This is a genomic window from Acidovorax sp. IB03 (assembly GCF_016406015.1).
GTDB classification, from domain to species: Bacteria; Pseudomonadota; Gammaproteobacteria; order Burkholderiales; family Burkholderiaceae_C; genus Acidovorax; species Acidovorax temperans.
The window spans coordinates 21,703-44,324 of the sequence record NZ_JAEFCH010000021.1 but is presented as its reverse complement, the minus strand read 5'-3'; the positions used below and the strand labels follow the sequence as shown (position 1 = coordinate 44,324).

Annotated in this window: 19 protein-coding genes and 4 pseudogenes; 9 read left to right on the top strand and 14 right to left on the bottom strand. The window is 61.4% G+C overall.

Features of this window, described 5'->3' with window-relative positions:
* Nucleotides 1-3 precede the first annotated feature (3 nt).
* Nucleotides 4-804: a hypothetical protein gene (locus IHV84_RS12690; protein WP_142083199.1), complete on the top strand. Its 801-nt coding sequence runs from the start codon at nucleotides 4-6 to the stop codon at nucleotides 802-804.
* A gap of 784 nt (nucleotides 805-1,588) precedes the next feature.
* Here IHV84_RS12690 and IHV84_RS12685 read toward each other — a convergent pair.
* Both IHV84_RS12685 and IHV84_RS12680 read right to left on the bottom strand, forming a co-directional pair.
* Nucleotides 1,589-3,199, bottom strand: a complete 1,611-nt coding sequence (locus tag IHV84_RS12685; protein WP_198847124.1) for an AMP-binding protein — start codon at nucleotides 3,197-3,199, stop codon at nucleotides 1,589-1,591.
* 16 nt (nucleotides 3,200-3,215) lie between these two features.
* Nucleotides 3,216-4,394 (bottom strand): annotated as a pseudogene (locus tag IHV84_RS12680) (thiolase family protein); the annotation flags it as partial.
* 11 nt (nucleotides 4,395-4,405) lie between these two features.
* Here IHV84_RS12680 and IHV84_RS12675 point away from each other — a divergent pair.
* Nucleotides 4,406-5,830: pseudogene (locus IHV84_RS12675) on the top strand (DUF3363 domain-containing protein); the annotation flags it as partial.
* Between the two features lie 68 nt (nucleotides 5,831-5,898).
* On the opposite strand, the gene IHV84_RS12670 reads toward IHV84_RS12675, so the two are convergent.
* Nucleotides 5,899-6,246: a DUF4148 domain-containing protein gene (locus tag IHV84_RS12670; RefSeq protein ID WP_198847123.1), complete on the bottom strand. Its 348-nt coding sequence runs from the start codon at nucleotides 6,244-6,246 to the stop codon at nucleotides 5,899-5,901.
* A gap of 224 nt (nucleotides 6,247-6,470) precedes the next feature.
* Between IHV84_RS12670 and IHV84_RS20810 the strand changes: the two are divergent.
* Nucleotides 6,471-6,677, top strand: a pseudogene (locus IHV84_RS20810) (type II restriction endonuclease); the annotation flags it as partial.
* A 102-nt stretch (nucleotides 6,678-6,779) separates the two neighbouring features.
* Here IHV84_RS20810 and IHV84_RS12665 read toward each other — a convergent pair.
* The 11 genes and pseudogenes from IHV84_RS12665 to IHV84_RS12615 form a co-directional block, all read right to left on the bottom strand.
* Nucleotides 6,780-7,070, bottom strand: coding sequence for a hypothetical protein (locus tag IHV84_RS12665; RefSeq protein WP_067511907.1), 291 nt, complete (start codon nucleotides 7,068-7,070; stop codon nucleotides 6,780-6,782).
* Between the two features lie 189 nt (nucleotides 7,071-7,259).
* Nucleotides 7,260-7,566, bottom strand: a pseudogene (locus tag IHV84_RS12660) (IS3 family transposase); the annotation flags it as partial.
* Nucleotides 7,567-7,572: 6 nt separating this feature from the next.
* Complete coding sequence (locus tag IHV84_RS12655; protein WP_198847122.1) at nucleotides 7,573-10,704, bottom strand: efflux RND transporter permease subunit; 3,132 nt, start codon at nucleotides 10,702-10,704, stop codon at nucleotides 7,573-7,575.
* 15 nt (nucleotides 10,705-10,719) lie between these two features.
* Nucleotides 10,720-12,324 (bottom strand): efflux RND transporter periplasmic adaptor subunit, encoded by a 1,605-nt coding sequence (locus IHV84_RS12650; protein ID WP_198847121.1) that lies wholly within the window; start codon nucleotides 12,322-12,324, stop codon nucleotides 10,720-10,722.
* On the bottom strand, nucleotides 12,321-13,595 hold the full coding sequence (locus IHV84_RS12645; protein WP_198847120.1) for a TolC family protein: 1,275 nt from the start codon (nucleotides 13,593-13,595) through the stop codon (nucleotides 12,321-12,323). Before IHV84_RS12645 ends, IHV84_RS12650 begins: the two co-directional genes overlap by 4 nt.
* Nucleotides 13,592-13,840 carry a DUF2789 domain-containing protein gene (locus IHV84_RS12640; RefSeq protein WP_198847119.1) on the bottom strand — a complete coding sequence of 83 codons (249 nt, stop codon included), beginning with the start codon at nucleotides 13,838-13,840 and terminating at the stop codon, nucleotides 13,592-13,594. Before IHV84_RS12640 ends, IHV84_RS12645 begins: the two co-directional genes overlap by 4 nt.
* A 55-nt stretch (nucleotides 13,841-13,895) precedes the next feature.
* On the bottom strand, nucleotides 13,896-15,176 hold the full coding sequence (locus tag IHV84_RS12635) for a DUF4010 domain-containing protein (RefSeq protein ID WP_198847118.1): 1,281 nt from the start codon (nucleotides 15,174-15,176) through the stop codon (nucleotides 13,896-13,898).
* Nucleotides 15,173-15,310: a hypothetical protein gene (locus IHV84_RS12630; RefSeq protein ID WP_198847142.1), complete on the bottom strand. Its 138-nt coding sequence runs from the start codon at nucleotides 15,308-15,310 to the stop codon at nucleotides 15,173-15,175. The genes IHV84_RS12635 and IHV84_RS12630 overlap by 4 nt, the downstream gene beginning before the upstream one ends.
* A 265-nt stretch (nucleotides 15,311-15,575) precedes the next feature.
* Nucleotides 15,576-15,923 carry a DUF4148 domain-containing protein gene (locus IHV84_RS12625; RefSeq protein WP_198847117.1) on the bottom strand — a complete coding sequence of 116 codons (348 nt, stop codon included), beginning with the start codon at nucleotides 15,921-15,923 and terminating at the stop codon, nucleotides 15,576-15,578.
* A 128-nt stretch (nucleotides 15,924-16,051) separates the two neighbouring features.
* Nucleotides 16,052-17,461, bottom strand: coding sequence for a heavy metal sensor histidine kinase (locus tag IHV84_RS12620; RefSeq protein ID WP_066691653.1), 1,410 nt, complete (start codon nucleotides 17,459-17,461; stop codon nucleotides 16,052-16,054).
* Between the two features lie 2 nt (nucleotides 17,462-17,463).
* Complete coding sequence (locus IHV84_RS12615; protein ID WP_066691656.1) at nucleotides 17,464-18,147, bottom strand: heavy metal response regulator transcription factor; 684 nt, start codon at nucleotides 18,145-18,147, stop codon at nucleotides 17,464-17,466.
* A gap of 127 nt (nucleotides 18,148-18,274) precedes the next feature.
* On the opposite strand from IHV84_RS12615, the gene IHV84_RS12610 reads away from it, so the two are divergent.
* The 6 genes from IHV84_RS12610 to IHV84_RS12585 are packed head-to-tail and all read left to right on the top strand — an operon-like array spanning nucleotide 18,275 to nucleotide 22,574.
* Nucleotides 18,275-18,640 carry a hypothetical protein gene (locus IHV84_RS12610; protein WP_233099988.1) on the top strand — a complete coding sequence of 122 codons (366 nt, stop codon included), beginning with the start codon at nucleotides 18,275-18,277 and terminating at the stop codon, nucleotides 18,638-18,640.
* Entirely contained in the window at nucleotides 18,637-20,067 is a 1,431-nt protein-coding gene (locus IHV84_RS12605; RefSeq protein WP_198847116.1) for a TolC family protein, read from the top strand. The genes IHV84_RS12610 and IHV84_RS12605 overlap by 4 nt, the downstream gene beginning before the upstream one ends.
* A gap of 16 nt (nucleotides 20,068-20,083) precedes the next feature.
* Complete coding sequence (locus IHV84_RS12600) at nucleotides 20,084-21,496, top strand: multicopper oxidase family protein (protein WP_111868795.1); 1,413 nt, start codon at nucleotides 20,084-20,086, stop codon at nucleotides 21,494-21,496.
* 33 nt (nucleotides 21,497-21,529) lie between these two features.
* Complete coding sequence (locus IHV84_RS12595) at nucleotides 21,530-22,027, top strand: plastocyanin/azurin family copper-binding protein (protein ID WP_038213835.1); 498 nt, start codon at nucleotides 21,530-21,532, stop codon at nucleotides 22,025-22,027.
* A gap of 16 nt (nucleotides 22,028-22,043) precedes the next feature.
* Nucleotides 22,044-22,181 (top strand): DUF411 domain-containing protein, encoded by a 138-nt coding sequence (locus IHV84_RS20645; protein WP_255523784.1) that lies wholly within the window; start codon nucleotides 22,044-22,046, stop codon nucleotides 22,179-22,181.
* 51 nt (nucleotides 22,182-22,232) lie between these two features.
* A complete protein-coding gene (locus tag IHV84_RS12585; RefSeq protein ID WP_066691662.1) occupies nucleotides 22,233-22,574 on the top strand; it encodes a copper-binding protein in 342 nt (113 codons plus the stop codon).
* Nucleotides 22,575-22,622 lie beyond the last annotated feature (48 nt).

Genomic DNA, 22,622 nt, shown 5'->3' with positions numbered 1-22,622 from the left:
TTCATGGCAATGAAAGTAATGGAGTTGGAGATTCCTGGATTGCCTGACCTTTTTGATGAAATGCAGCTGCGACAGCGAGCTCAAGCGGTGATCTCAGACCTTGAGAGGCTGGTTGAGGTAGACCGCTTTCTGCTGTACACCACCCTGACCTATCGCTACTGCCTGCGCAACAAAAAATCGGGGGAGCCTCTGATCGTGTTGGTGCTTGAACTTGCACCGCGACCCCAGCAACTGCTGGACTTCGTACCGGAAGAAAACTCTCTCGGCACACGGGAAAAGAACATGCTCGCAGACCGGCAGCGCCTGCGGCACGCATGGCAGGAATTGCCAGTTCACAACACGCAGGCTGTCATTGCCCTCGCGCAGCGCATGCAAGCGGGATTTCTGGATTTATCGGATGGAGCTTTCGCCCCCAAGACAAAAAAACAACTGAATGCGCTGGTCAGTGCACGCCACCGCCACTGGAATGGCCATCTTTCCGAAGATGATCCTTGGCAGATGGAGCTTCCGACGCTGCCTCGATACGAGTGGCGTCGTGAATTGTTTCACGTGCGCGCCAAGCTTTTTCGGGAACGCAGAGGGTTCACTTTAAAACTTCTGAACCGAACAAGCTTGCCTTCCCAATTGCGGGCTGCTCGCACTCTGCGAATGCCGGACCGGCCGCCGAAGCTTGAAGATGCCAGCGCCTTGGACAGAGCGGAGTACACGGGCACGCCTGTCGATCTGGTGATTCGCGTCGGATCCATTCTCGGAAGCGAACTCATATGCGTGGCAGATTTTGTACGCTTGGCAGATGCGAAGTGATCCTGCGGATGAAACACCCATGACGCCTGTCATCTGATGCCCATAGACCCCCTCCAACCCCCAACCGCATTCACCGGGAAACTACCAGTCGCTTACTCGAAGATCTGCTTGCGAACAACGCGCACGCCCGCCATGGGGCCCTGGCGCACGCGCTCAAAGTAAGACTGGCACCGGGTTGCGCGCAGGCTGCCACCACCTGAGCGCGGCCTATTAATAATCGCTATCTGAAGTTATTTGACGTAGCTCGTCACGGCGCTTTAGCAACAACCTGATTGAATCGTCGGTTTCTTTGTTGGCCTTATCAATCATTCGCCCCGCGGGGATTGCAATGAGAATGAAGAGCAAGACAAAGAGCCCGTAGATCAATACAGGCGTTGAAGGCATAACCAGTGCTACTTCCATAGTAGAGCAGTGTATCGATTTGTGCGGTGAATCGCACCTGGGCTTGTCAAGGATTACCCAGCAGCACCCTCTGCACCTAACCGCTATCAGTCTGTCACCTGATGTGCACGCCGTCGCTCCAATTTAAGACCAAGCACTGCAAGGTTGATAGCTATGGCGGTCAGAATCAGCCCCAATAGAACTGGATCATCGAGAACTTGGCGGGTTGTAGACATGTCCTTTTTATAGTTCCTTGCGGCGACAAGATCAACCCCGAACAGACAACGGTTACGGCGGCGCGGGTTTCCGCCTGAGCAATCCACCCATACAAAGCCGAGGATTGCACTGTTGACCCAATACGGAAAGGATCTCCGCCACCTTGCAGCGGTGGAGCTCCCGAGTCTTAAACCCGCACCATACGCCGGTGCACGCTCTGCGGCTCGCGCTCGAACGCCTCCATCAGGAAGCGGTCCTGCGGCTTTTCGGATGCCGTCTTGGGAATTTGGGCCAACACTTGGATGAAACCCGGCAACATGCCGGCCTCCAGGTGCTCCCGGCACACGTCGAAGAGTTGCTGCGCGTTGAAAGTCGCCGCATCCTTGGGGACAACGGCGGCGACGACTTCCTTTTCTCCTGGTGCGAGCTGCGCGCTGGCTATGCCGTAGACGTACACGTCATCGACCATGCCCGATTCAGCGATCGCCTTCTCGATGTATGCGGTGGCAATAAATTCGCCGTTGCGACGGATGCCGCTGCCCTGGCGATAGTCGAAATACAGCCAGCCATCTTGGTCCGCATGCACCACATCGCCCATGCGCAGCCAGCCTCCGGCGCACTTGCTTTGCGACGCCTGGGGGTTGCCGAAATATTCAACAACGAAAGGCGCACCGTTGGCATGGCGCATGAGCAGTTCGCCCTGCTGGCCGGGCGGGACATCGTTGCCGGCCTCATCCACGATGCGATATTGCAGCGAGGGCGGAGGTTTGCCAATACTGCCCAAAGGCCCCTGGCCAAAGTGATTGAAGGTCATCCCGCCTTCGGCCGCGCCATAGAACTCCACGATCTGCACACCAAAGCGCTGGGAAAACTCACCCCAGATGGCAGCCGGCATGCCGGAGGAGACAACGAAGCGCACCGGGTTGTCGGCATCGTTGGGTTTGCGGGGTTCGGTATAAACCGCTGTGGTCATGCCGCCGAGCAAGGTGAACGTGGTCGCGCCGTACTGGCGCGTGATGTCCCACAGGCGCGATTTGGTAAAGCGCCGCGAAAGGACACAGCGCAGGCGACAGGCCAGTGCCGACCCGAGCGTGACGAGTTGCGCGTTGGCGTGCGTGAGCGACAGGCCCGAGTACAGCACGTCGTCCGTGCTGTACCCGAAAAGGCTTGGGCCGAGCCGCACGGTTTGGCAATACCGCCGGTGCGTCATCACGATGCCCTTGGGGTCGCCTGTGGTGCCGGAGGTAAAGATCAGCTCCAGTGCGCTGTCGGGGTCGATGGTCAGGAGGGGCAGGTCGGGCACATCGGCCGGAGCCCGTGCCGCCAAGTTCTCAACGCCCTGCCAGTCGGACAGGGGCCGGTCGCCCTCGTCGGTGGCAAAGGCCATCGCCCAGCGCAGGCCGGGCAGTCGTTCGCGCAGCGGTTGCAGGCGGGGCAGGACGTAGTCTGCGGCGATGGCTGCGCTGCACTGGCTGTTGGACAGCATGAAGTGCAGCTTGTCGCCTTTGGTGCGTGGATCGATGGGCACCACGGCTGCGCCCACGATGCCAGCGGCCACCATGGCCTCGACGAACTCGGCGTGGTTGGCCATGAGCAGGGCCACGCGTTCGCCCGGGGCAATGCCCAGGTCGAGCATGGCCTGCGCCATGCGCTGTCCGTTGTCCCAAAGCTGGCGGTAAGTGCGCACCTCGTCGGGGCGCACCCCGGCGCCTTCGATGGTGAGCACCTTGAAGTCTGGAAACTCTGCGGCTCGGTTGGCGACCATGCCGGGGAAGATGTTGTCGGGGTAATGGCTCATACCTTTCACCTCCTTTTCAGCGGCCCAGCAGCGTGAGGCAGGCCACGGCTTCCTCGACGCCCGCCAGCCCGCCGCCGTTTTCTGCCAGCGCGATGCGCACGCCCGGTGCCTGGCGCGGCCCGGCCTCGCCGCGCAGTTGCGTCACCAGCTCAAACACCTGGCCCAGCCCGGTAGCACCAATCGGGTGGCCTTTGCTTTCGAGCCCTCCTGAGGGGTTGATGGGGATGCGTCCACCCAGGCGCGTCTCGCCGCGTTCGGCCGCCGGGCCGCCGTGTCCCATGGGAACTAGGCCCAGCAGTTCGGACTGCAAGACTTCGCCAATGGCCGTGGCGTCGTGCACCTCGGCCACCCCCACGTCTTGGGGCGACACGCCGGATTGTTCGTAGAGCCGGTGGGCGGCCTTGCGCACCAGGTGGTTTTCGAGGTCGTTCGACGCGCGCTCGCTGCCGGTCTGCAGCACGCAGGCCAGCACGCGCACGGCACGGCGGGCATCGCCTTGCAGGCACTTGAGGCCCGATTCATTGCAAACGATGGCCGCTGCCGCGCCGTCACTCACTGGTGAACACATGGGCAGCGTGAGCGGGTAGCTGATCGGCGGGGCGGCCAGCACCTGCTCTACGCTAATGGCTTCACGGTATTGCGCCAGCGGGTTGTGCGCGGAGTGCCCATGGTTCTTGGCGGCCACCGCCGCGAACTGCTGCTGCGTGGTGCCGAATTCACGCATGTGCATGCAGCCCATTGCGGCGTAGACGTCCATGAACAGGCTGTAGGGGCGGGGCGACTGGCTTCCCGGAGGCGGTGCGATGCCGTGGCCCATGGCCAGCAGGCGCTCTTTACCGGCTTCGGTGTCATGCACGTCCCAGGCACCGTCGAAGGCGGCGAACATGCGGGCCTTGTCGTCAATGCACATCTTCTCGGCGCCCACTGCGAGCACGATATCGGCGGCGCCACTGCGCACATGTTGCACGGCCATGTGCAGCGCCGTGCTGGCGCTGGCGCAGGCGTTTTCCACGTTAACCACCGGAATGCCCTGTACGCCCATAGCGCGCAAAGCCAATTGCCCGCGTACCATGTGCTGGCCGTCCGTGTGGCCCTGCGTGGCATTGGAGAAATAGGCGGCTTGCAGGAGCGAGGCGTCGCAGCCTGCGTCCTGCAGCGCGGCGGTGACGGCCTGGCGCGTGAGGTCTTTAACGCTCCATTGGCGATGACACCGACAACCCGCACACCCACCTCATCGTGCGCGGGCGCGACGACACCGGCAAAGACCTCATCATCGCGGGCGACTACATCGCCCACGGCTTTCGGCACCGGGCCGCCGAGCTGGCGACCGAATGGCTAGGGCCGCGCACCGAACTGGAAATCCAGCAGACCTTGCAGCGGGAGGTGGAACAGGAGCGGTGGACGAGCCTGGATCACACGCTGCAACGTGAAGCTGGCGACGATGGTCGCGTGCAGGTCAGACGCTTCAACGAACCGAAGCTGCAACGCCAGCGTCTGCTGCTGATTGGCCGCTTGCAATGCTTGCAGCGCCTGGGCCTGGCCGACGAAGCGCAGCCTGGCACCTGGACCACCCATGCCGATGCCGAGAAGACCTTGCGCGCTCTGGGTGAGCGTGGCGACATCATCCGCACCATGCAGCGGGCCATGGGCGGCCAGCCGCGCGAGCTGGCGGTGTTCGAGCCGGGTGACGATGGAAGAACAATCATTGGCCGCGTGGCCGCCAAGGGGCTGGCCGACGAGCTGCGCGACCGGAGCTATCTGGTCATCGACGGCGTGGACGGCAAGGCGCACTACGTCGCGCTCAACGCCCGCGACGAACCCGCAAACTATCCGACCGGCGCGGTGGTGGAAGTACGTGGTTCCGCCGAGGTACGGGCGGCAGATCGCAATATCGCTGCGCTGGCCAGCAATGGGCTCTACAGAACCGATCATCACCTGGCAATTGCCCAAGGTCAGGCGCAGGCCGGCCGTGATCCGCACGAAGTCGTTGCCGCGCACGTTCGCAGGCTGGAAGCCCTGCGCCGGGCCGGCATCGTGGAACGTATTGCCGAGGGGCTGTGGAAGGTACCCGACGACCTGCCCGAGCGTGGCCGCCAGTACGATGCGCAACGCCTGGGCGGCGTAGCCGTGGAGCTTAAATCGCACCTGCCCATTGAGCGGCAGGCGCGCGTGATTGGGGCTACCTGGCTGGATCAGCAGTTGATCGGCGGCGGCTCGGGGCTGGGCAACCTGGGGTTTGGCGGCGAGGCGAAGCAGGCGATGCTGCAACGCGCCGATTTCCTGGCCGAACAGGGGCTGGCCGAGCGGCGCGGTCAGCGCGTGTTCCTGGCGCGCAATCTGCTGACGGTGATGCGCAATCGGGAAGTGGCGCAGGCCGGGAAGGACATTGCCGCCGAAACCGGGCTGGAGCATCGGCCTGCGGCAGATGGCCAGCGCGTGGCCGGTATCTACCGCCGCAGCGTGATGCTCGCCAGCAGGCGCTACGCGATGCTCGATGACGGGATGGGATTCAGCCTGGTGCCGTGGAAGCCGGTGATTGAGCAGCGGCTGGGACAGCAGATCGCCGCGACGGTGCGCGGCGGTGGGGTGTCATGGGAAATTGGACGGCGGCCTGGGCTGTCCCGAGGTTAGTCAGGCCGACGCCAGCGATCCCACAGAATGGATTCAACGTGCTCTGCTGGAGCCCCAATTGGGGGCTATCAACCCGGGGAGTAGAGACGCAGACGCTCGGAGCGTTCGGCAGGTGACTCGTTCAGCATTTCGTTGATCACTTGCTGACGAGTTTTCCCTGGGCCCACATTAGGCACAGGCATTGGGTAGTTGCTCTCGCCATAAGAAAGAAGTCCTTGCCGCATCGCAGCCTCGGTCTCCGCCTTGACTTGGGCGCGGGTTTTCTCGCTCTTGAAGTGTTCCGGGTGAACGATTACGCCCTGTTCATTGTTGGCAGGATGCTCATATGCTGCCGAAGCCATCCCTGGAAGGCCCAGAGCAACTACTGCGGTTGCGGCTGCGATCATGGAAGAAAGGGAGAGGCGTTCTTGGGTCATGGTTGAAGCTCCTAAGGAAGGTGGATGAAACTTGCATCTCTCATGCCTTGGTCGGGCGTTGAGGCGATGTGTTCATCTTAGGGAGCGCACCCCAACAGAATCCGGACAGCCAGATGACATTGTTGTTAAGAATCTGCGTGAATTGGAGCGCGAGTTGGTGGACGTGCGCGGGGGACGAATGCGGAGGACGGAGGACCAACCACACGGGTAGACAGAAGTCACCGGTTGCAGAAAAATGTGCGCTCTTTATGGTGGCCCCAGACAATCGCCGAGCCAAGGTGGCGGAGCAACTCCAAAGACCGGCATTCTCCCGTGTTTCGGAACTCGGGATTCGTTATCTGCCTTACAGCCAACTGGAGCAGAACCACGCGTCCATGAGCCGCTTTGGCTCCAGCATCAAGCCATTGCTGGAGATTTCACAGCGGTTGTAAGTCTTCTGCCTTATGCCTTATTTCTCCTCCATGGGTTGGGCCGGCTGGCATGGGCAGGCGGATGAGTTTTGCAGGGCCGACTGAATAGGCGCTTCCTCGGCGTCATTCCTTGCAGGCCTTCATCTCCGCCTCGAAGCGCTGCTTGCGCAGTTGGTTCAGGTAGGGCGTAGTCAAGGCACGCGGACCATGGTCGAGCGGCAGGATCAAGGGCTGGGGCGGGCAGTCGCCACGGCCGGTTTTGGCGGCCTCGGCGGCATCTCGCGTGCGCGTGGCCTCGGCCTCCTGGCCGGCCTTGCGGCCTTGCTCGATAGCCTGAAAGTCAGGGCCGGCCAGGACCGGCAAGGTGGCGCCCAGCATCAGCGCGCCGGCGAGGGGGTAGATCAGCTTGTTCATGATGATTCCTTTGGTATGCGAAACAGGGGGCTTGAGCTGCATGAGGGGAACAAAGTGCCTTGACGGCGGCCTATTGATCCGGCACGGTTTATTGCAGAGTCCCGATGCCGTTCAACTTGAGCCCGTCGAGGGGCTTCGACACCTCAGCCCGAGCAAGGTTTACGAATAAAGCCTGCCGGATCAATAGTTGTGCGCCTGCATGCTCCAGCCCACCACCTGGCGGCTGAACAGGTCGATGACCGCTGCCAGGTACACCCAACCTTCGTCGGTGGCGATGTAGGTGGTGTTGCCACACCAGAGCTGGTCGGGTGTATCGGGATTGAAACGTCGCTGTACCAGGTCCGGGGCCACCGGCGGGGCTGTGGCGGCTGTCCGTGGTCACCACAAATTTGTGCTGGGTCTTGGCCCGGATGCCGTGCTGCTGCATCAAGCGGCGCACACGTTTCCTGCCCACCCGGATGCCACGGGCGAGCAGTTCCTTGTGCATGCGAGGCCAATCGCATCAAGCTCGCCTTCTTCGAAGTTCAAACTGCTTGACCAAGCCATAAATAGCGGGAATTACTGCCAGCGTCAGCACGGTCGAGGAAATCATCCCTCCAACCATCGGTGCAGCGATACGGCTCATGACTTCCGAGCCTGTGCCAGTTCCCCACAGGATGGGAAGCAAGCCAGCCATGATGGCGACCACGGTCATCATCTTGGGGCGCACCCGCTCGACCGCGCCTTCCATGATGGCTTCGTAGAGATCGGCCACGCCAGGCTCCTTGTTTTCCGATCGGCGCCGGGCCTGAATCTCTTCCCAGGCATGGTCGAGGTAGATCAGCATGATGACGCCCGTCTCTGCTGCCACCCCGGCCAGTGCGATGAAGCCCACCGCGACAGCCACCGACATGTTGTAGCCCAGCCACCACATAAGCCAGATGCCCCCCACAAGGGCAAACGGCACCGACAGCATGACGATCAAGGTTTCGGTCAGGCGCTTGAAGTTCAGGTACAGCAGCAGGAAGATGATGAGCAAGGTGACCGGGATGACGACCTTCATCTTCTGCACCGCGCGCTCCATGGATTCGAACTGGCCGCTCCAGGTGGCGTAGTAGCCGGGCGGGAACTGAACTTGCTCGTTCACGGCCTTGCGCGCGTCGGCCACATAACCGCCGATGTCGCGGTCCCGGATGTCGACAAAGATATAGGCCGACAGCAGCGCGTTTTCGGTACGGATGCCGGGTGCCCCCTTGGCGACTTCCACGCGCGCCACCTGTCCCAGCGGGACCATGGCGCCGTCCATGGTGGGCACCAGCACTTCACGGGCGATCTGCTGCGGGTCGGCGCGCAGCTCGCGCGGGTAGCGCACCGTCACGCCAAAGCGCTCGCGGCCTTCCACCGTGGTGGTCACCATTTCGCCGCCCAAGGCCGTGCCAATGACGTCCTGCAGCTCTCCTACCCCCAGGCCGTAGCGTGCCAGCTGCGCCCGGTCGGGTTCAATATTGAGGTAAAAGCCCCCTGTGATGCGTTCCGCGAACGCCGAGGTCGTTCCGGGCACCTGCTTGACCACGGTTTCGATCTCGCGCGCCAGGCGTTCCATCTCGCCCAGGTCCTTGCCGAAGACCTTGATGCCGATGGGCGTGCGGATGCCGGTGGAAAGCATGTCGATGCGGGCCTTGATGGGCATGGTCCAGGCGTTGGACACGCCGGGGAATTGCAATGCCTTGTCCAGTTCCGCGATGAGCTTGTCGGTCGTCATGCCGGGGCGCCATTCGGACTCGGGCTTGAGGTTGATGACGGTCTCGAACATCTCGGTCGGTGCCGGGTCCGTGGCCGTGTTGGCGCGCCCGGCTTTGCCGTACACCGACGCCACCTCGGGGAAGCTCTTGATGATCTTGTTCTGCGTCTGCATCAGCTCGGCCGCCTTGGTGATGGACATCCCGGGCAGCGACGCGGGCATGTACAGCAGCGTGCCTTCGTTGAGCGTGGGCATGAACTCCGAGCCGAGCTGGCTGGCGGGGTAGAACGACACGCCCAGCACGATGATCGACGTGGCAACCGTCAGTTTCTTCCACCGCATCACGGCGGCGATGATGGGACGGTAGATCCAGATGAGGAACCGGTTCACCGGGTTGCGCGCCTCCGGCAGGATGCGCCCACGGATGAACAGCATCATCAGCACGGGCACCAGCGTCACCGACAGTAGCGCGGCACCGGCCATGGCAAAGGTTTTGGTATAGGCCAGTGGCGAGAACAGGCGGCCTTCCTGCGACTCCAGCGTGAACACCGGCAGGAAGGACACGGTGATGATGAGCAGCGAGAAGAACAAAGCCGGGCCCACCTCCTTGCAGGCGGAAATCATGGCTTCCACGCGCTCGGTGTTGGTGTGCTCCTCGGGCAAGCGTTCCAGGTGCTTGTGCGCGTTCTCGATCATGACGATGGCCGCGTCCACCATGGCCCCGATGGCGATGGCGATGCCACCCAGGCTCATCAGGTTGGAGTTCATGCCCAGCAGGCGCATGGCGATGAAGGCGATCAGCACACCCACGGGCAACATCAAGATAGCCACGAGGGCCGAGCGAACGTGCATCAAAAAGACCATGCAGACCAGGGCAACGATCAGGCTCTCTTCCAGCAAGGTACGCTTGAGCGTATCGATGGCCCGGTGAATCAGGTCGGATCGGTCGTACACCGCCTCGATGCTGACGCCCGGCGGGAGGCCCGCCGAGACCTCGGCGATCTTTTCCTTGAGGTTGTGAATCACCTCCAGCGCGTTCTGGCCGTAGCGCGCCATGGCGATGCCCGAGACCACCTCGCCCTCGCCGTTGAGTTCCGTCAGGCCCCGGCGCTCGTCCGGCGCCAGTTCCACGCGGGCGATGTCGCGCACCAGCACCGGCGTGCCCTTGTCGGCCTTGACCACCAGGTTCTCGATGTCAGACACGCCGCGCAGGTAGCCCTTGCCGCGCACCATGTACTCGGTCTCGGCCATCTCCACCACGCGGCCGCCCACGTCGCGGTTGGAGTCGCGCACCACCTGCGACACCTTGGCCAATGGAATGCCGTAGGCGCGCAGCTTCACCGGGTCGACGGTGATCTGGTAGGTCTGCACAAACCCGCCAATGGATGCCACCTCGGCCACGCCATGGGCCTTGGTGAGCTGGTAGCGCAGGTACCAGTCCTGCAGCGTGCGCAGCTCGGCCAGGGTCTTGTCCTTGGCCAGCAGCGCGTACTGGTAGACCCAGCCCACGCCGGTCGCGTCCGGGCCGATCTGCGGCGTCACGCCCTTGGGCATGCGCCCCGCCGCGAAGTTGAGGTATTCGAGCACGCGCGAGCGGGCCCAGTAGATGTCGGTGCCATCCTCGAAGATGATGTAGACGAACGAGGCGCCGAAGAAGGAGAAGCCCCGCACCACCTTGGACTTGGGAACCGACAGCATGGAGGTGGTCAACGGATACGTGACCTGATCCTCGACCACCTGCGGGGCCTGGCCCGGATACTCGGTGTAGACGATGACCTGAACGTCTGACAGGTCCGGCAGCGCATCCAGCGGTGTTTTGAGCACGGCATAGACACCGCCAACAATGACGAACAGGGTCGCCAGCAGCACCAGGAAACGGTTTCTCCCCGACCAGTCGATGATCTTCGCAAGCATATTTTTTCCCGAAAATCAGTTGTGACCGGCGTGAGGATTGGCCGTGGCTTTGCCCAGGGGTCGGGCGGCGGTGATCACCCATTCGCCTTGATCGCGTTCGACGAACTCAAAGGCAACCAGGGCACCCGGCTTGAGCTCCTTGAGCAAGCCGCTGTGGGCGACCTTGAACTCCATCGACATGGCGGGCCATTTGAGACTGGGCACCGGGCCATGTGCCAGCGTCACCGTGGAGGACTTCGTATCGATGTCCTCTACTGTGCCTTCGGCTTGGTGACCCACGCCTGTGACGGCCTTGGTGCTTGCTGATCCATCAGGAGTGGCTTGAGTCCCGTGTCCTGTATGCCCCAGGCCTCCGATGGCGGCTTTGAGGTTGCTTTCCGCATCGATGAGGAAATTGGCGGCCACTACGACCATCTCACCGTCCTGCACGCCCTCGATAATTTCGATGCGGTCCTCGCTGCGCGCGCCGACCTTGACTTCGCGGGGCTCGAAACGCCCCTCCTTGAGTTGCACCAGAACGATCTGCCGTGTTCCGCTGTCGATGACGGCCGACGTCGGTACCGTCAGCACGGTGCCCTTGGAGGCGGCGGGCAGTTCCACCTGTGCAAACATGCCCGGCTTTAGCAACCCACCTGCATTGGTCAATTCGACCCGCACGGGCACGGTGCGAGTTTCAGCCGTGAGCGTTGGATAGACGTAGGTGATGGAACCGGTGAATACCTTGTCCGGGTAGGCGTTGATGCGAACCGTGGCCTTTGCCCCTGTTTTGACCATGCCGATGTCCTGCTCGAATACATCGGCTATCACCCACACTGAAGACAGGTTAGTGACCTGGTAGAGCGCGTCGCCTGGCATGAAACGCATGCCCTGTACCGCCTTTTTCTCGGTCACGATGCCTGCCACCGGCGAGCGAAATGTGAGGGTGCGGCGCGCCGTGCCCGACTGAGTCAGCGCCTTCACCTGCTCGTCCGAAATATCCCAGTTGCGCAGGCGCGTCAGGCCCGATTCGGCGAGTTCTCGCATTCCTTTCTGTGTTTCCTCGCTGGCGCCCTTCAAGGCGTCGACCCCTTGGGCGGCAATCGCATATTCGCGTTGCGCCGACACCAGCTCTGGGCTGTAGACCTCGAACAACGGCTGGCCCTTGCCCACGGCCTGGCCGGTGGCGTTGACATGCAAGCGTTCGACGTAGCCCTCGAACTTGGGGGTGATGGCGTAGGTCAGGCGCTCGTCGGGTTCGATGCGGCCTGCCGCGCGCACCATCTTGTCCAGGTTGCGCAGGCTGACAGCCTCAACGCGCACCCCGAGCTTCTGAACCTTGTCGGTGCTGATCTTGATCTGGTTGGCGCTTCCGGCTTCCGGTTCCTGATCGCCCTCGTAGACGGGGATGTAATCCATCCCCATCGGGTCCTTCTTGGGCGTGGGGGACGTATCGGGCAAGCCCATCGGATTGCGGTAATAGAGAACCTTGCGCTCCTTCTTATCGTTTGCCGAAGCAACAGTCGATGTCGCCTGCACTGATCCATGTGCAGCGGACTGGCGTTGCCCGTACCAATAGCCGCCTCCCGCAGCCAGTGCCGTGGCGGCCAGCACGAGCGCGCCCACCTTGATAGTTGTTGTCATAGATCTTCTCCCACGATGCGCTCGATGTCTGCCAGGCGAATCTGCGCCGCGACTCCTGCTTTGACTTGATTGAGTTTGGCTTGTCGTATCTGTCTCTGTGCATCCAGCAGGGTGGCGAAATCCACCTTGCCCGATTCGTAGCCTGCCAAAGCCGACCGGAACGTCAGCTCCGACTGGGGTAGCAGGCTGTCCGTGGTCAACGCCAGCGTACGGCGAGCCGCATCCAGGCCCGCCAAGTTTTCATACAGATCCGCCAGTACCTGGTTGGTGGCCGCTTCGCGGCGCGAGCGGGCGGCATCCAGCATGGCCTGTGCTTCCTGCTCCTGTGCGCGCCGGGTGTCCTGCTGCAAGGGAATGGTGACCTCGACCATCAACTCCCATTCCCGGATCGACTTACCGTACTGGATGGGTGACACCCCCACCGCAAAGTCCGGATAGCGGTTCTTGTAGGTGAGTTCACGGTTCTTTTCTGCAGCCTGGATTTGTGACTCCTCGGTTCTCAGCAGCGGATTGCTGGACCGTGCACGCTGCTCCAGGACATCAAATCGCATGGTCTCAGGCGCCGGAAGTGTGCGAATGCTCTCTGGCGTAGCCAGCATCTCGCTGGCAGGGCGCCCCACGAGCGCTTTCAGCTTGGCCTGCAACTGACTTCGCTCTGCTTCGAGTGCAATCAATTCGTTGCGCATGGTGGTTTGCTCCAGCTGCGCACGAATCACGTCCTGCTGCGCGGCCAGGCCACCGGCGTAGCGCACCTGGGCGACTTTTTCCAGGCGAGTCATCAGGTCCAGGATCTCCCTGGTCAGCCGCTCGTTCTGGTCCAGATAGTAGAGTTGGGCGTATGTCGTCTTGATCTTGGTCGCTAGTTCACTCCAGGTGCCAGCCACTCGCCCTCGGGCCGCTTCGGCCTGCAATTGGGCCGATTCACGCTTGAGGCCCCGTTTCCCAAACCACGGCAATTCCTGTGTGAGCAGGTATCGCGTGCTGCCCACACGCCCTGGCAGCAGCGTCGGGTTGCGCTCGCCCATCCGGGTAAGGTCACGAAGTTCCATGCTGAACTTTGGATCCGGCAAGGCACCCGCGGGTACGACACGCTCGGCAGCGGCATCGGCATCAAAACGCATGCTTGCGAATTCGGGGTTTCGCTCCCAGGCCGCTTGCAGCAACCCTTCAACACTCGACCCAAGCTTGACCTCCTGCGCGTAAACCATCGAGCTCAGCGCGAGAGACACCATTACCACACCCAACGACAGGCGATTCCTCATAGGCATCATGACCTCCCCCTTGGCGCACGCAAAGCGGAATTCAACCGGTCAATTACTTCGGCCCAGTCCGCGTCTTCCAGAAGTTCTTCGCGCAACAGAGTCGCCTGAGATGGTGTCCAGAATGGCGCATCGGCCAGCAGCACATCGGCCGGCAGTGGAGCGTGGGCCTCCAAGAACTCCCCGATGCCTGCCGCGTCCATGCGCAGACCAAGCTGGGAAAACAGTTCAGAGAAGCGATGAAATGACTTTTTCATAGCGGTGATCCCTATTGTTTAAACACAAAATTCTGAAGACGTGGCCGGTGGACGCTCACGAAAGCGTCACGCTCAGCGCCAATACGGCAGCTCCGGACGCCATCGCGCCGAGGTAGCCAAAAACAACCGATTTACCGACCTGCGCACCACCTGTCGTCCAGGCGATGCCGACCTTAGCCACCATGTTTGCCAACGTCGCGAGACCGAGCGCCGTGACGGTGGCGCCCGTGGACAATCCACCGGCACCATGCAGCCGAGCGAGCGAGATCAAGATCGCGTCCACGTCCGCAAGGCCAGAAACCGCCGACAGCACATAGAGGCCGCTGGTGTCCAGCCATTGCTTTGCCGCTGGCACCAGGACGCTCATGACAGCGAGCAGCACACCAAAACCGAGCGCGGTGCCAAGGTCGAATGGCGCCATCGCGCCGACAGCGCCCTCTCCCACTGCAGTGCGGTTCAACTTGCGCCACCCCCATAGCGCCATACACAGCAGCACCACGCCAGTGACCACTAGGGCGCTGCCGAAGGTGGGCAACAACGTCGGCTGGATGACGCCCAGCAGAACGACCATGCGAAAAAACATGACACCACAGGAGGCCAACGTGCCAGCTGCCGCCGCGCCGGCCAGCGAAGGCTGCGCGCGTGCGTAACGAGCCAAAGCCAACGTGGTGGCCGTGGAAGAAGCCAGCCCACCCAGAATCCCAGTCCACAGCACACCCCTTTGCGCGCCGGTGATGCGCATGGCAAAGTGGCCCGTTAGCGACAGGCCCGCAATCAGGATGACTGCCCACCACAGCTGGTACGGATTGAGCGCGGCATAGGGCCCGAGGCCCGTATTGGGCAGGTAGGGCAGGATGACCATGGACAACACCAGCAGTTGCAGCGATGCCGTCAACTCGCGGTGATCAATCAAGCGCAGCCAACCGTGCAAGGTCGGCTTGAGGTCCAGCAGCACGGCCCCAATCACCGCTGCCGACAACGCCAAGGTGATGTTGCCGTGTGCCGCAAAAACACCCAGGACCAAAGTAAGTAGCATCGCCACCGGGGTAGTGGCGCTCAGGTTGCCTGACAGTTTGGAATTACGGGCGTAGGACACCGTCAGCAGCAGGGCGAGTCCAAGCAGCGCACCCAGTAAAGGCCAGGGACCGAAATCTGGCTCCAGATGTCCAAGCACACCGCCGAGCAGTCCGGTCAGCGCAAAGGTGCGCAGGCCCGCAACACGCCCACCCTCCGGCAATTCGCGGTCGCGCCAGCCGCGTTCCAAGCCAATCACCAGACCGACAGCAAGCGCGGCAACCAAGCCCGCGGCGCCCGGTGGTAGTTCGTAGCCGTTCATCGGTGCTCTGTGTTGATGGCCTGCTTAGCCGGATGAACGATCTTGCGCATGCCAGGAATCACGACCGCACCACAGGTATAACGCGAGTCGACATTGAACAGCACCACCGCTTCGGTCCAATCCACGTTCAGCATTAGTTCCTCACACAGCATCGCACCCTCGGCCACTAAAATTCAGGTTGTTGTACTTCGCATTCGCATCCGCCTATCTTGTGTGAATGCACGTCATGCATTTTGCGAGCTCAAGGCTAACGGGAAGATGTTTCAAAAATTACATTTCTGTCAGGTAATTTTTGGAGCGTGACCTATCAGGCTGCTGAAATCCCGAGGTTAGCCAGGCCGACGCGCGATCCCACAGAATGGATTCAACGTGCTCTGCTGGAGCCCCAATTGGGGGCTATCAACCCGGGGAGTAGAGACGCAGACGCTCGGAGCGTTCGGCAGGTGACTCGTTCAGCATTTCGTTGATCACTTGCTGACGAGTTTTCCCTGGGCCCACATTAGGCACAGGCATTGGGTAGTTGCTCTCGCCATAAGAAAGAAGTCCTTGCTGCATGGCAGCCTTGGCTTCCGCGATGACCTGCTCTCGCGTCTTCTCGCTCTTGAAGTGTTCCGGGTGAACGATTACGCCCTTTTCATTGTTGGCAGGATGCTCATATGCTGCCGAAGCCATCCCTGGAAGGCCCAGAGCAACTACTGCGGTTGCGGCTGCGATCATGGAAGAAAGGGAGAGGCGTTGTTGGATCATGGTTGAAGCTCCTAAGGAAGAAGGTGGACGAAACTTGCATCTCTCATGCCTTGGTCGGGCGTTGAGGAGATGTGTTCATCGTAGGGAGCGCACCCCAACAGAATCCGGACAGCCAGATGAGATTGTTGTCAGCTTGATGGCTGTGAGCCACGGTGAGGAAACATCAAGGTGAAGCAGGTTCGCCCGTCGCCCGACGTCGCCGTGACGCTACCGCCGTGGGCCTCAGCGATGGCACGTGTGATGGCCAGGCCCAGCCCGGAGCCATCGGAGTCCGGATGGGCCCTGGAAGCATCGGCTCGGTAGAAGCGGTCGAACAGCCGGGGCAGGATCTTGGCATCGATGTCGGTTCCAGTGTTCTCCACGGCCACTGTCGTGGTTTGTGCCGTGCTGGTGATACGGATGGTGATGTCGCCGGCCTCGGGCGTGTAACGCAGGGCATTGGACAGCAGGTTGCTCACCGCACGGCGGAACATCAGGCGATCGCCTTCGACCTCGCCGTCTCCTTTCAACTGGAGCCGGATGCGTTTTTCCTCGGCCACGGCCTCGTAGAACTCCAGCAGCGCCAGCGCGTCCTGGCGGGCGGAAAACCGCTCCTTGTGCGGCAGATCCACGCCGCGCTCGGTCTTGGCTAGGAACAGCATGTCGGACACCATGCGTGCCAAACGCTGAAATTCCTCGGCATTGGAGGCCAGGATGTCGCGGTACGTCGCGGCATCGCGCTTGGTCGTCAGCGCCACCTGCGTCTGCGTCAGCAGGTTGCTGATGGGGGTGCGCAGCTCGTGCGCGAGGTCCGACGCGAAATCGGTAAGGCGCTGGAAGTCCTCCTGCAGGCGGTCCAGCATGCGGTTCAGCTCTTGCGCCAGATCGGCCATTTCCACCGGCACGGCCTCAACTGGCATGCGCTCGGACAATTTCTGACCTGTGACCACGGCTGCGCGTGACTTCATTTCACGCAGAGGCGCCAGTCCTTGACGCGCCGCGAGCCACGACAGTAGCCCACACACGATGATGGCCGCGATCACGTAGAACGCCAGACTGCTGCGCAGCTCAGTGAGGAATTGGGTGTGGTGTTTTGTATCCGCTGCGATCAACACCTGCAACGCTGATGCGGAGTAAGCCGGGGCAGTTCCAAAGCTCAATGTGTGGAACTCGGTATCGTGGTGACGCCAAACCCCGAAAACACTCGTCTCCTCGGTACTCAGGGCATCGCCGCTTTGCACATTGAGGTTGGATGTTGACGATTGAAAAATGCGCTCTCCCTGGGGGTTCTGCACCAGGACATAGAGATCATGGTGATAGTTCAAAGCTTTGCTCAAGCGCAAGCTTGCGTCGTCCACTGAGTTGGCATTGCCAAGAATTTCCTCGATCAAATGCCTCTTGTCCTCTAAAGCCATCTGATCGAGCACGACAAAATGACGCTGAGTCTCTGCCAGGAACAACAATCCCAGCCCGAGCACGACGATAGCCGCCACCACTGTAAAAAACAGGGTTAAACGGCGGGTCAACGAAAGCCTGCCCAGGCGCTGTTGTCGCTGCACCTTTATTCCTCCTCTGGTACGTCCAGCACGTAGCCCATGCCCCGCACGGTCTGGATGAGCTTGACGGCATGCCCCTCATCTATCTTCACGCGCAAGCGGCGCATCGCCACTTCGATGACGTTGGTGTCGCTGTCAAAGTTCATGTCCCACACCTGCGAGGCGATCAGAGACCGTGGCAGCACTTCACCGTGTCGGCGCATCAGTAGCTCCAGCAGGCCGAATTCCTTGGCCGTCAGATCGATACGCTTGCCGTTGCGGGATACCCTGCGGCGCAGCAAATCCAGTTCCAGGTCGGCCACTCGCAGCGTGGTGCTCTCGTTGCCTGCATGGCCGCGCCGCAGGATGATGCGTACCCGGGCCAGTAACTCGGCAAACGAGAACGGCTTGACAAGGTAGTCGTCGGCCCCGAGTTCCAGTCCTTTGACACGATCTTCCACTTGATCGCGGGCAGTCAGGAACAGGACGGGCATTCCGATCCCCCGGTCACGCAGGGCTTGCAGCACTTGCCAGCCATTCAGGCCAGGCAGCATGACATCCAGGATCAGCAGGTCATATTCGCCCTGCAGGGCCATATGCAGGCCATCCGCGCCGTTGGGCACGAGGTCGGAAATGTATCCAGCTTCTGTCAAACCCTGACGCAGGTACTCACCCGTTTTGGGCTCGTCTTCGACGATCAATATTTTCACGTGTGCGCTTCCGTTCAATGCTTTGGCGAGAGTTTGCCAAGTTTGAGGCGTTCTGACAGGTAGATAACAACAATGTAATTTTCAGGACATCTGAATGAAAGGGTGGTCTCTCCAGAATCTCCACATCATGAGATCAAAGATTCTTTTAGAGGAGACCATGCTCACTTCCAGTTACCTGCCGCCCTTCAGGGCTCTGTTGCCTACGACACTGGTGTTGTTTGCGGGGGCAGCTTTCGCACAAGCTCCAGCAGATACCGAGACTCCCAAGCCTGCACCGCTGGCAACGTTGCAATACGCTTCCCCTATCGGGGCTTATCAGGGCTATGCGGATCAACCGGTGCAATCCTGGCGCGAAGCCAATGATCGTGTGGGCCAGATTGGCGGCTGGCGCGCCTATGCTAAGGAAATCAAGTCGGGCGAGCCCGCGTCCGCCAAGGATGCTGCTCCTGCTAGCGATCCCCACACGGGCCATCACGGGGGAGGAAAACCATGATGCCTTTGCGTGCCACTCATGCCAAATTGGCTCTGTCCGCACTCGGATTGGCAGTGCTGACGGGATGTGCCAGCGTCAGCCTGGATCAGAACATCAATCGCGTCAACGACGAAGCTGGCAGTTTTACCGGGGGCAAGCTCGCGTTGGCTCGTACCCTGGATGAACGCGACCAGCGTGCGCAGGCCGCTCAAGCCTTGCTGGCGCAGCCTTTGGAGCAGAAAGATGCTGTCCAGTTGGCCTTGGTGAACAGCCCATCCCTGCAAGCTCTGCTGGCGCAGGGTTGGGCGGAGTCGGCCGACGCGGCCCAAGGAGGCCGGATCGCCAACCCGATCTTCAGCTTTGAGCGCATGGTCGCGGGCGACGAACTGGAGCTGGGCCGTGCCTTGGCATTCGGCCTGCTGGACGTGCTGACGCTTCCAGCCCGGTACAACGTGGCGACCCGGCGCATCGAGCAGTCGCAGTTGCGCTTGAGCAGCGACGTGGTGGATCAGGTCACCCAGGTACGTCAGGCATGGGTGCGGGCCGTGGCCGCCCAGCAAGCACTCAAGTATGCCAAGCAGGTCTATGAAAGCGCGGAGGCCGGAGCCGAGTTGGCCAAGCGCATGCAAGGCGTTGGCAACTTCAACCGGATCACACGTGCTCGCGAGCAGGCCTTCTACGCTGACGCCGCCACCCGGCTCAGCACCGCAGGGCACCAGGCGACGGCCAGCCGGGAAGAACTCGTGCGCCTGCTTGGGCTCGATGAGGCCCAGGCGCAAGCGCTTCGCCTGCCCGAGCGACTCCCCGACCTTCCCAAAGAGCCTCTGCAGCCGCAGGCTGTTGCCACGCAGGCCTCCAGAGCGCGCCTGGACATTCGGCTGGCGCAGGCCTCGTTGGATAGCGCGGCCAAGGCCCAGGGTCTGAACCTGGTGACCAGCTTCACCGATATCGAACTCACTGGGCGTCGCAACACGACCTTTGACAACGCTGAGGGCACTCGTTCTACTGCGCACGGCTGGGAAATCGCCGTACGCCTTCCGATCTTCGATTGGGGCGGGATACAGCGTGATGCGATGAACGCACGGACCTTGGCCGCAGCCAACCAGCTCGAAGCCACCGTGCGCGCAGCAGGCTCCAGCCTGCGGGAAAGCTACTCGGCCTACCGCACGGCCTACGACGTGGCCCGTCACCACCGCGATGAAGTCGTGCCGCTGCGCAAGGTGATCTCGGAGGAAAACCAGCTTCGCTACAACGGCATGCTGATCAGCGTTTTCGAGCTGCTGGCCGATGCGCGCGATCAGGTCAGCGCCGTCTCCGCTGCCATCGACGCACAGCAGCAGTTCTGGCTGGCCGACGCCGCCATGCAGGCGTCCGTGATCGGACGCCCCACGAGCACCAGCCTGTCCGTCGCATCCAGTGCACCCGGCGGCGGCGACGCCGGCCATTGAAGCAAAGAACATCATCATGACATCCAGACGAGATTTTTTTAAGTTTGCCGGCATCGCAGGTGGCGCTGTTGCGGCGAGCTCGGTCAGCCGTGTGGCCATGGCGGCATTGCCCGAGCCGGTGATCCAGACCAGCCCGAACACCATGGCGCCGCTGGTGCCCAACTCGGGGCGGCCCTACAACCCGGTGGTCACACTTAACGGCTGGACACTGCCGTGGCGGATGAATCAGGGCGTCAAGGAGTTTCACCTGGTCGCCGAGCCTGTGGTGCGCGAGATGGCGCCTGGCTTCAAGGCCCATTTGTGGGGCTACAACGGCCAGAGTCCCGGGCCCACCATCGAAGTGGTGGAAGGCGATCGCGTTCGCATTTTTGTGACCAACAAGCTGCCCGAGCACACCAGCATCCACTGGCATGGACAGCGTTTGCCCAATGGCATGGACGGTGTGGCGGGATTGAACCAGCCCGCAATCCAGTCGGGCAAGACCTTCGTCTACGAGTTCGTCGCACGCCGGCCAGGCACGTTCATGTACCACCCGCATGCGGACGAGATGGTGCAGATGGCCATGGGCATGATGGGCTTCTGGGTCACGCACCCGAAGGACAAGCATCCCTTGATCGACGTGGTGCAGAGAGACTTCTGCTTCCTGCTGAGCGCCTACGACATCGAGCCTGGCGCTGCGACCCCCAAGGTTGCAGAGATGACGAACTTCAATCTGTGGACATGGAACAGCCGTGTCTTTCCTGGCATCGACTCCTTGAACGTCCGGCTCAACGACAAGGTGCGTATTCGCATCGGCAACCTCACCATGACCAACCACCCGATGCACTTGCACGGTCACGAGTTTTTGGTCACCGGCACGGATGGTGGTCCTACACCCAAGAGCACCCGTCTCTATGAAGTGACCACCGACGTGGCCGTGGGCCAGATGCGCCAGATCGAGTTCCTCGCGGACGAAGAAGGTGACTGGGCATTCCACTGCCACAAGAGCCACCACACCATGAACGCAATGGGTCACGACATTCCCACCATGATTGGCGTAGACCACCGGGGCGTGGCCAAGAAGATCAACAACCTGATTCCCGACTACATGGTCATGGGCGAACGGGGCATGGCGGACATGACCGAGATGGAGATGCCCATTCCGGACAACACCGTCCCCATGATGACCGGGGAAGGCCCCTTCGGCTCGGTGGAGATGGGTGGCATGTTCAGTGTCCTGAAGGTGCGCCGCGACCAGAAGCCAGGCGACTACAAGAACCCGGGTTGGTATAAAAACCCGGAGGGCACGGTGGCGTATGAGTACACCGGTCCGATGGCGGAGCCCGCGCGATTCAGCGCAGAGGGCGGCCAGTCCATGCCGCGCGTTCGCAAGCCTGCAACGCCGACCGAAGTCAAGGTGCGCAAGCCGACGTCACATGGTGCGCACTGATTTCTTCCCTTCGTTTTTAACTGGAGATCATCCATGAAGTTCACGCGATCCACCTTCTACCGCCTGCTGGCTGCCGCCGCGCTGACCGCTTCGGGGGCCGCCATGGCCGCAGGCAACCATGCCGGTGGCCACGGCCACGGTGATGGAGAGGAAACCGCCATCGGAAAGCCCGGTGTCGCCGCCAAGGCCAGCCGCACGATCACCATCGAGATGAGCGACACCATGCGTTTCACTCCCTCGAACATTCAGGTCAAGCAGGGCGAGACCGTTCGCTTCATCGTCAAGAACGCCGGCAAGGTCAAGCATGAACTCAGCTTGGGCACCGAGAAGGAACTGCTTGAGCATCTGGAGCAGATGCGGAAATTCCCGGACATGGAGCACGACGAGCCCGGCAAGGTCACGCTGCAGCCTGGCAAGCAAGGCGAGATCGTCTGGCAGTTCACCAAAGCTGGCGGTGTGAACTTCGCCTGCCTGATTCCCGGCCACTACGAAGCTGGCATGAAGGGCCTCGTTCAGGTCAGCAAGAAGTAATACGCCACCGTAGAGCCTGGAACAAGAAGTCCGCGTCATGTTCAAGAAAAAGCCCCGAGCGCTGGGACTGGCAGTGCCCGCCATGCCGATGGGCTTACCGGGCACGAATGGGCCGGCTTACAGCGGTCGGCGCACCCCCTTCAAGCGCTGCTGATTCAGAAAGATGGATTAGCAGAAATTTTCAACATGTATTCGTAAGGTCATCATGAACACCATCAAACAAATTCTTGCCATTTCCGCCGTGGCCGTGGGTATAGCGCTGCCCATGAGCAGCTTTGCCCAGGCAAGCATGGAGCCTGGCAAGACAGAAGCGGCACAGTCGGCGTCCCTGACCGATGGCGAGATCAAGAAAGTTGATCTGGACAACGGCAAGGTCACCATCAAGCACGGTGAAATCAAGCACATGGACATGCCCGGTATGACCATGGTATTCACCGCGAAGGACAAGAGCCTGTTGTCCAACGTGAAGCCTGGCGACAAGGTCAAGTTCATGGTCGTCAACGAGGGCGGGAAGATGGTTGTCACAGACATTCAGCCCGCTCAGTGAGAACACGCTGCTTTAGCGTGCTGTGTCGTCGCGGATGGATTTATTGAT

Excerpts from the sequence above, each read along its gene's own strand:
- IHV84_RS12670 (WP_198847123.1), bottom strand. The coding sequence starts at position 6,246 with ATGACCCAAGAACGCCTCTCCCTTTCTTCCATGATCGCAGCCGCAACC.
- IHV84_RS12600 (WP_111868795.1), top strand. The coding sequence starts at position 20,084 with ATGACATCCAGACGAGATTTTTTTAAGTTTGCCGGCATCGCAGGTGGC.
- IHV84_RS12630 (WP_198847142.1), bottom strand. The coding sequence starts at position 15,310 with ATGCTGAACGTGGATTGGACCGAAGCGGTGGTGCTGTTCAATGTCGAC.
- IHV84_RS12605 (WP_198847116.1), top strand. The coding sequence starts at position 18,637 with ATGATGCCTTTGCGTGCCACTCATGCCAAATTGGCTCTGTCCGCACTC.
- IHV84_RS12645 (WP_198847120.1), bottom strand. The coding sequence starts at position 13,595 with ATGATGCCTATGAGGAATCGCCTGTCGTTGGGTGTGGTAATGGTGTCT.
- IHV84_RS12650 (WP_198847121.1), bottom strand. The coding sequence starts at position 12,324 with ATGACAACAACTATCAAGGTGGGCGCGCTCGTGCTGGCCGCCACGGCA.
- IHV84_RS12665 (WP_067511907.1), bottom strand. The coding sequence starts at position 7,070 with ATGAACAAGCTGATCTACCCCCTCGCCGGCGCGCTGATGCTGGGCGCC.
- IHV84_RS12655 (WP_198847122.1), bottom strand. The coding sequence starts at position 10,704 with ATGCTTGCGAAGATCATCGACTGGTCGGGGAGAAACCGTTTCCTGGTG.
- IHV84_RS12635 (WP_198847118.1), bottom strand. The coding sequence starts at position 15,176 with ATGAACGGCTACGAACTACCACCGGGCGCCGCGGGCTTGGTTGCCGCG.
- IHV84_RS12685 (WP_198847124.1), bottom strand. The coding sequence starts at position 3,199 with ATGAGCCATTACCCCGACAACATCTTCCCCGGCATGGTCGCCAACCGA.
- IHV84_RS12640 (WP_198847119.1), bottom strand. The coding sequence starts at position 13,840 with ATGAAAAAGTCATTTCATCGCTTCTCTGAACTGTTTTCCCAGCTTGGT.
- IHV84_RS12610 (WP_233099988.1), top strand. The coding sequence starts at position 18,275 with ATGAGATCAAAGATTCTTTTAGAGGAGACCATGCTCACTTCCAGTTAC.
- IHV84_RS12585 (WP_066691662.1), top strand. The coding sequence starts at position 22,233 with ATGAACACCATCAAACAAATTCTTGCCATTTCCGCCGTGGCCGTGGGT.
- IHV84_RS12690 (WP_142083199.1), top strand. The coding sequence starts at position 4 with ATGGCAATGAAAGTAATGGAGTTGGAGATTCCTGGATTGCCTGACCTT.
- IHV84_RS12625 (WP_198847117.1), bottom strand. The coding sequence starts at position 15,923 with ATGATCCAACAACGCCTCTCCCTTTCTTCCATGATCGCAGCCGCAACC.
- IHV84_RS12595 (WP_038213835.1), top strand. The coding sequence starts at position 21,530 with ATGAAGTTCACGCGATCCACCTTCTACCGCCTGCTGGCTGCCGCCGCG.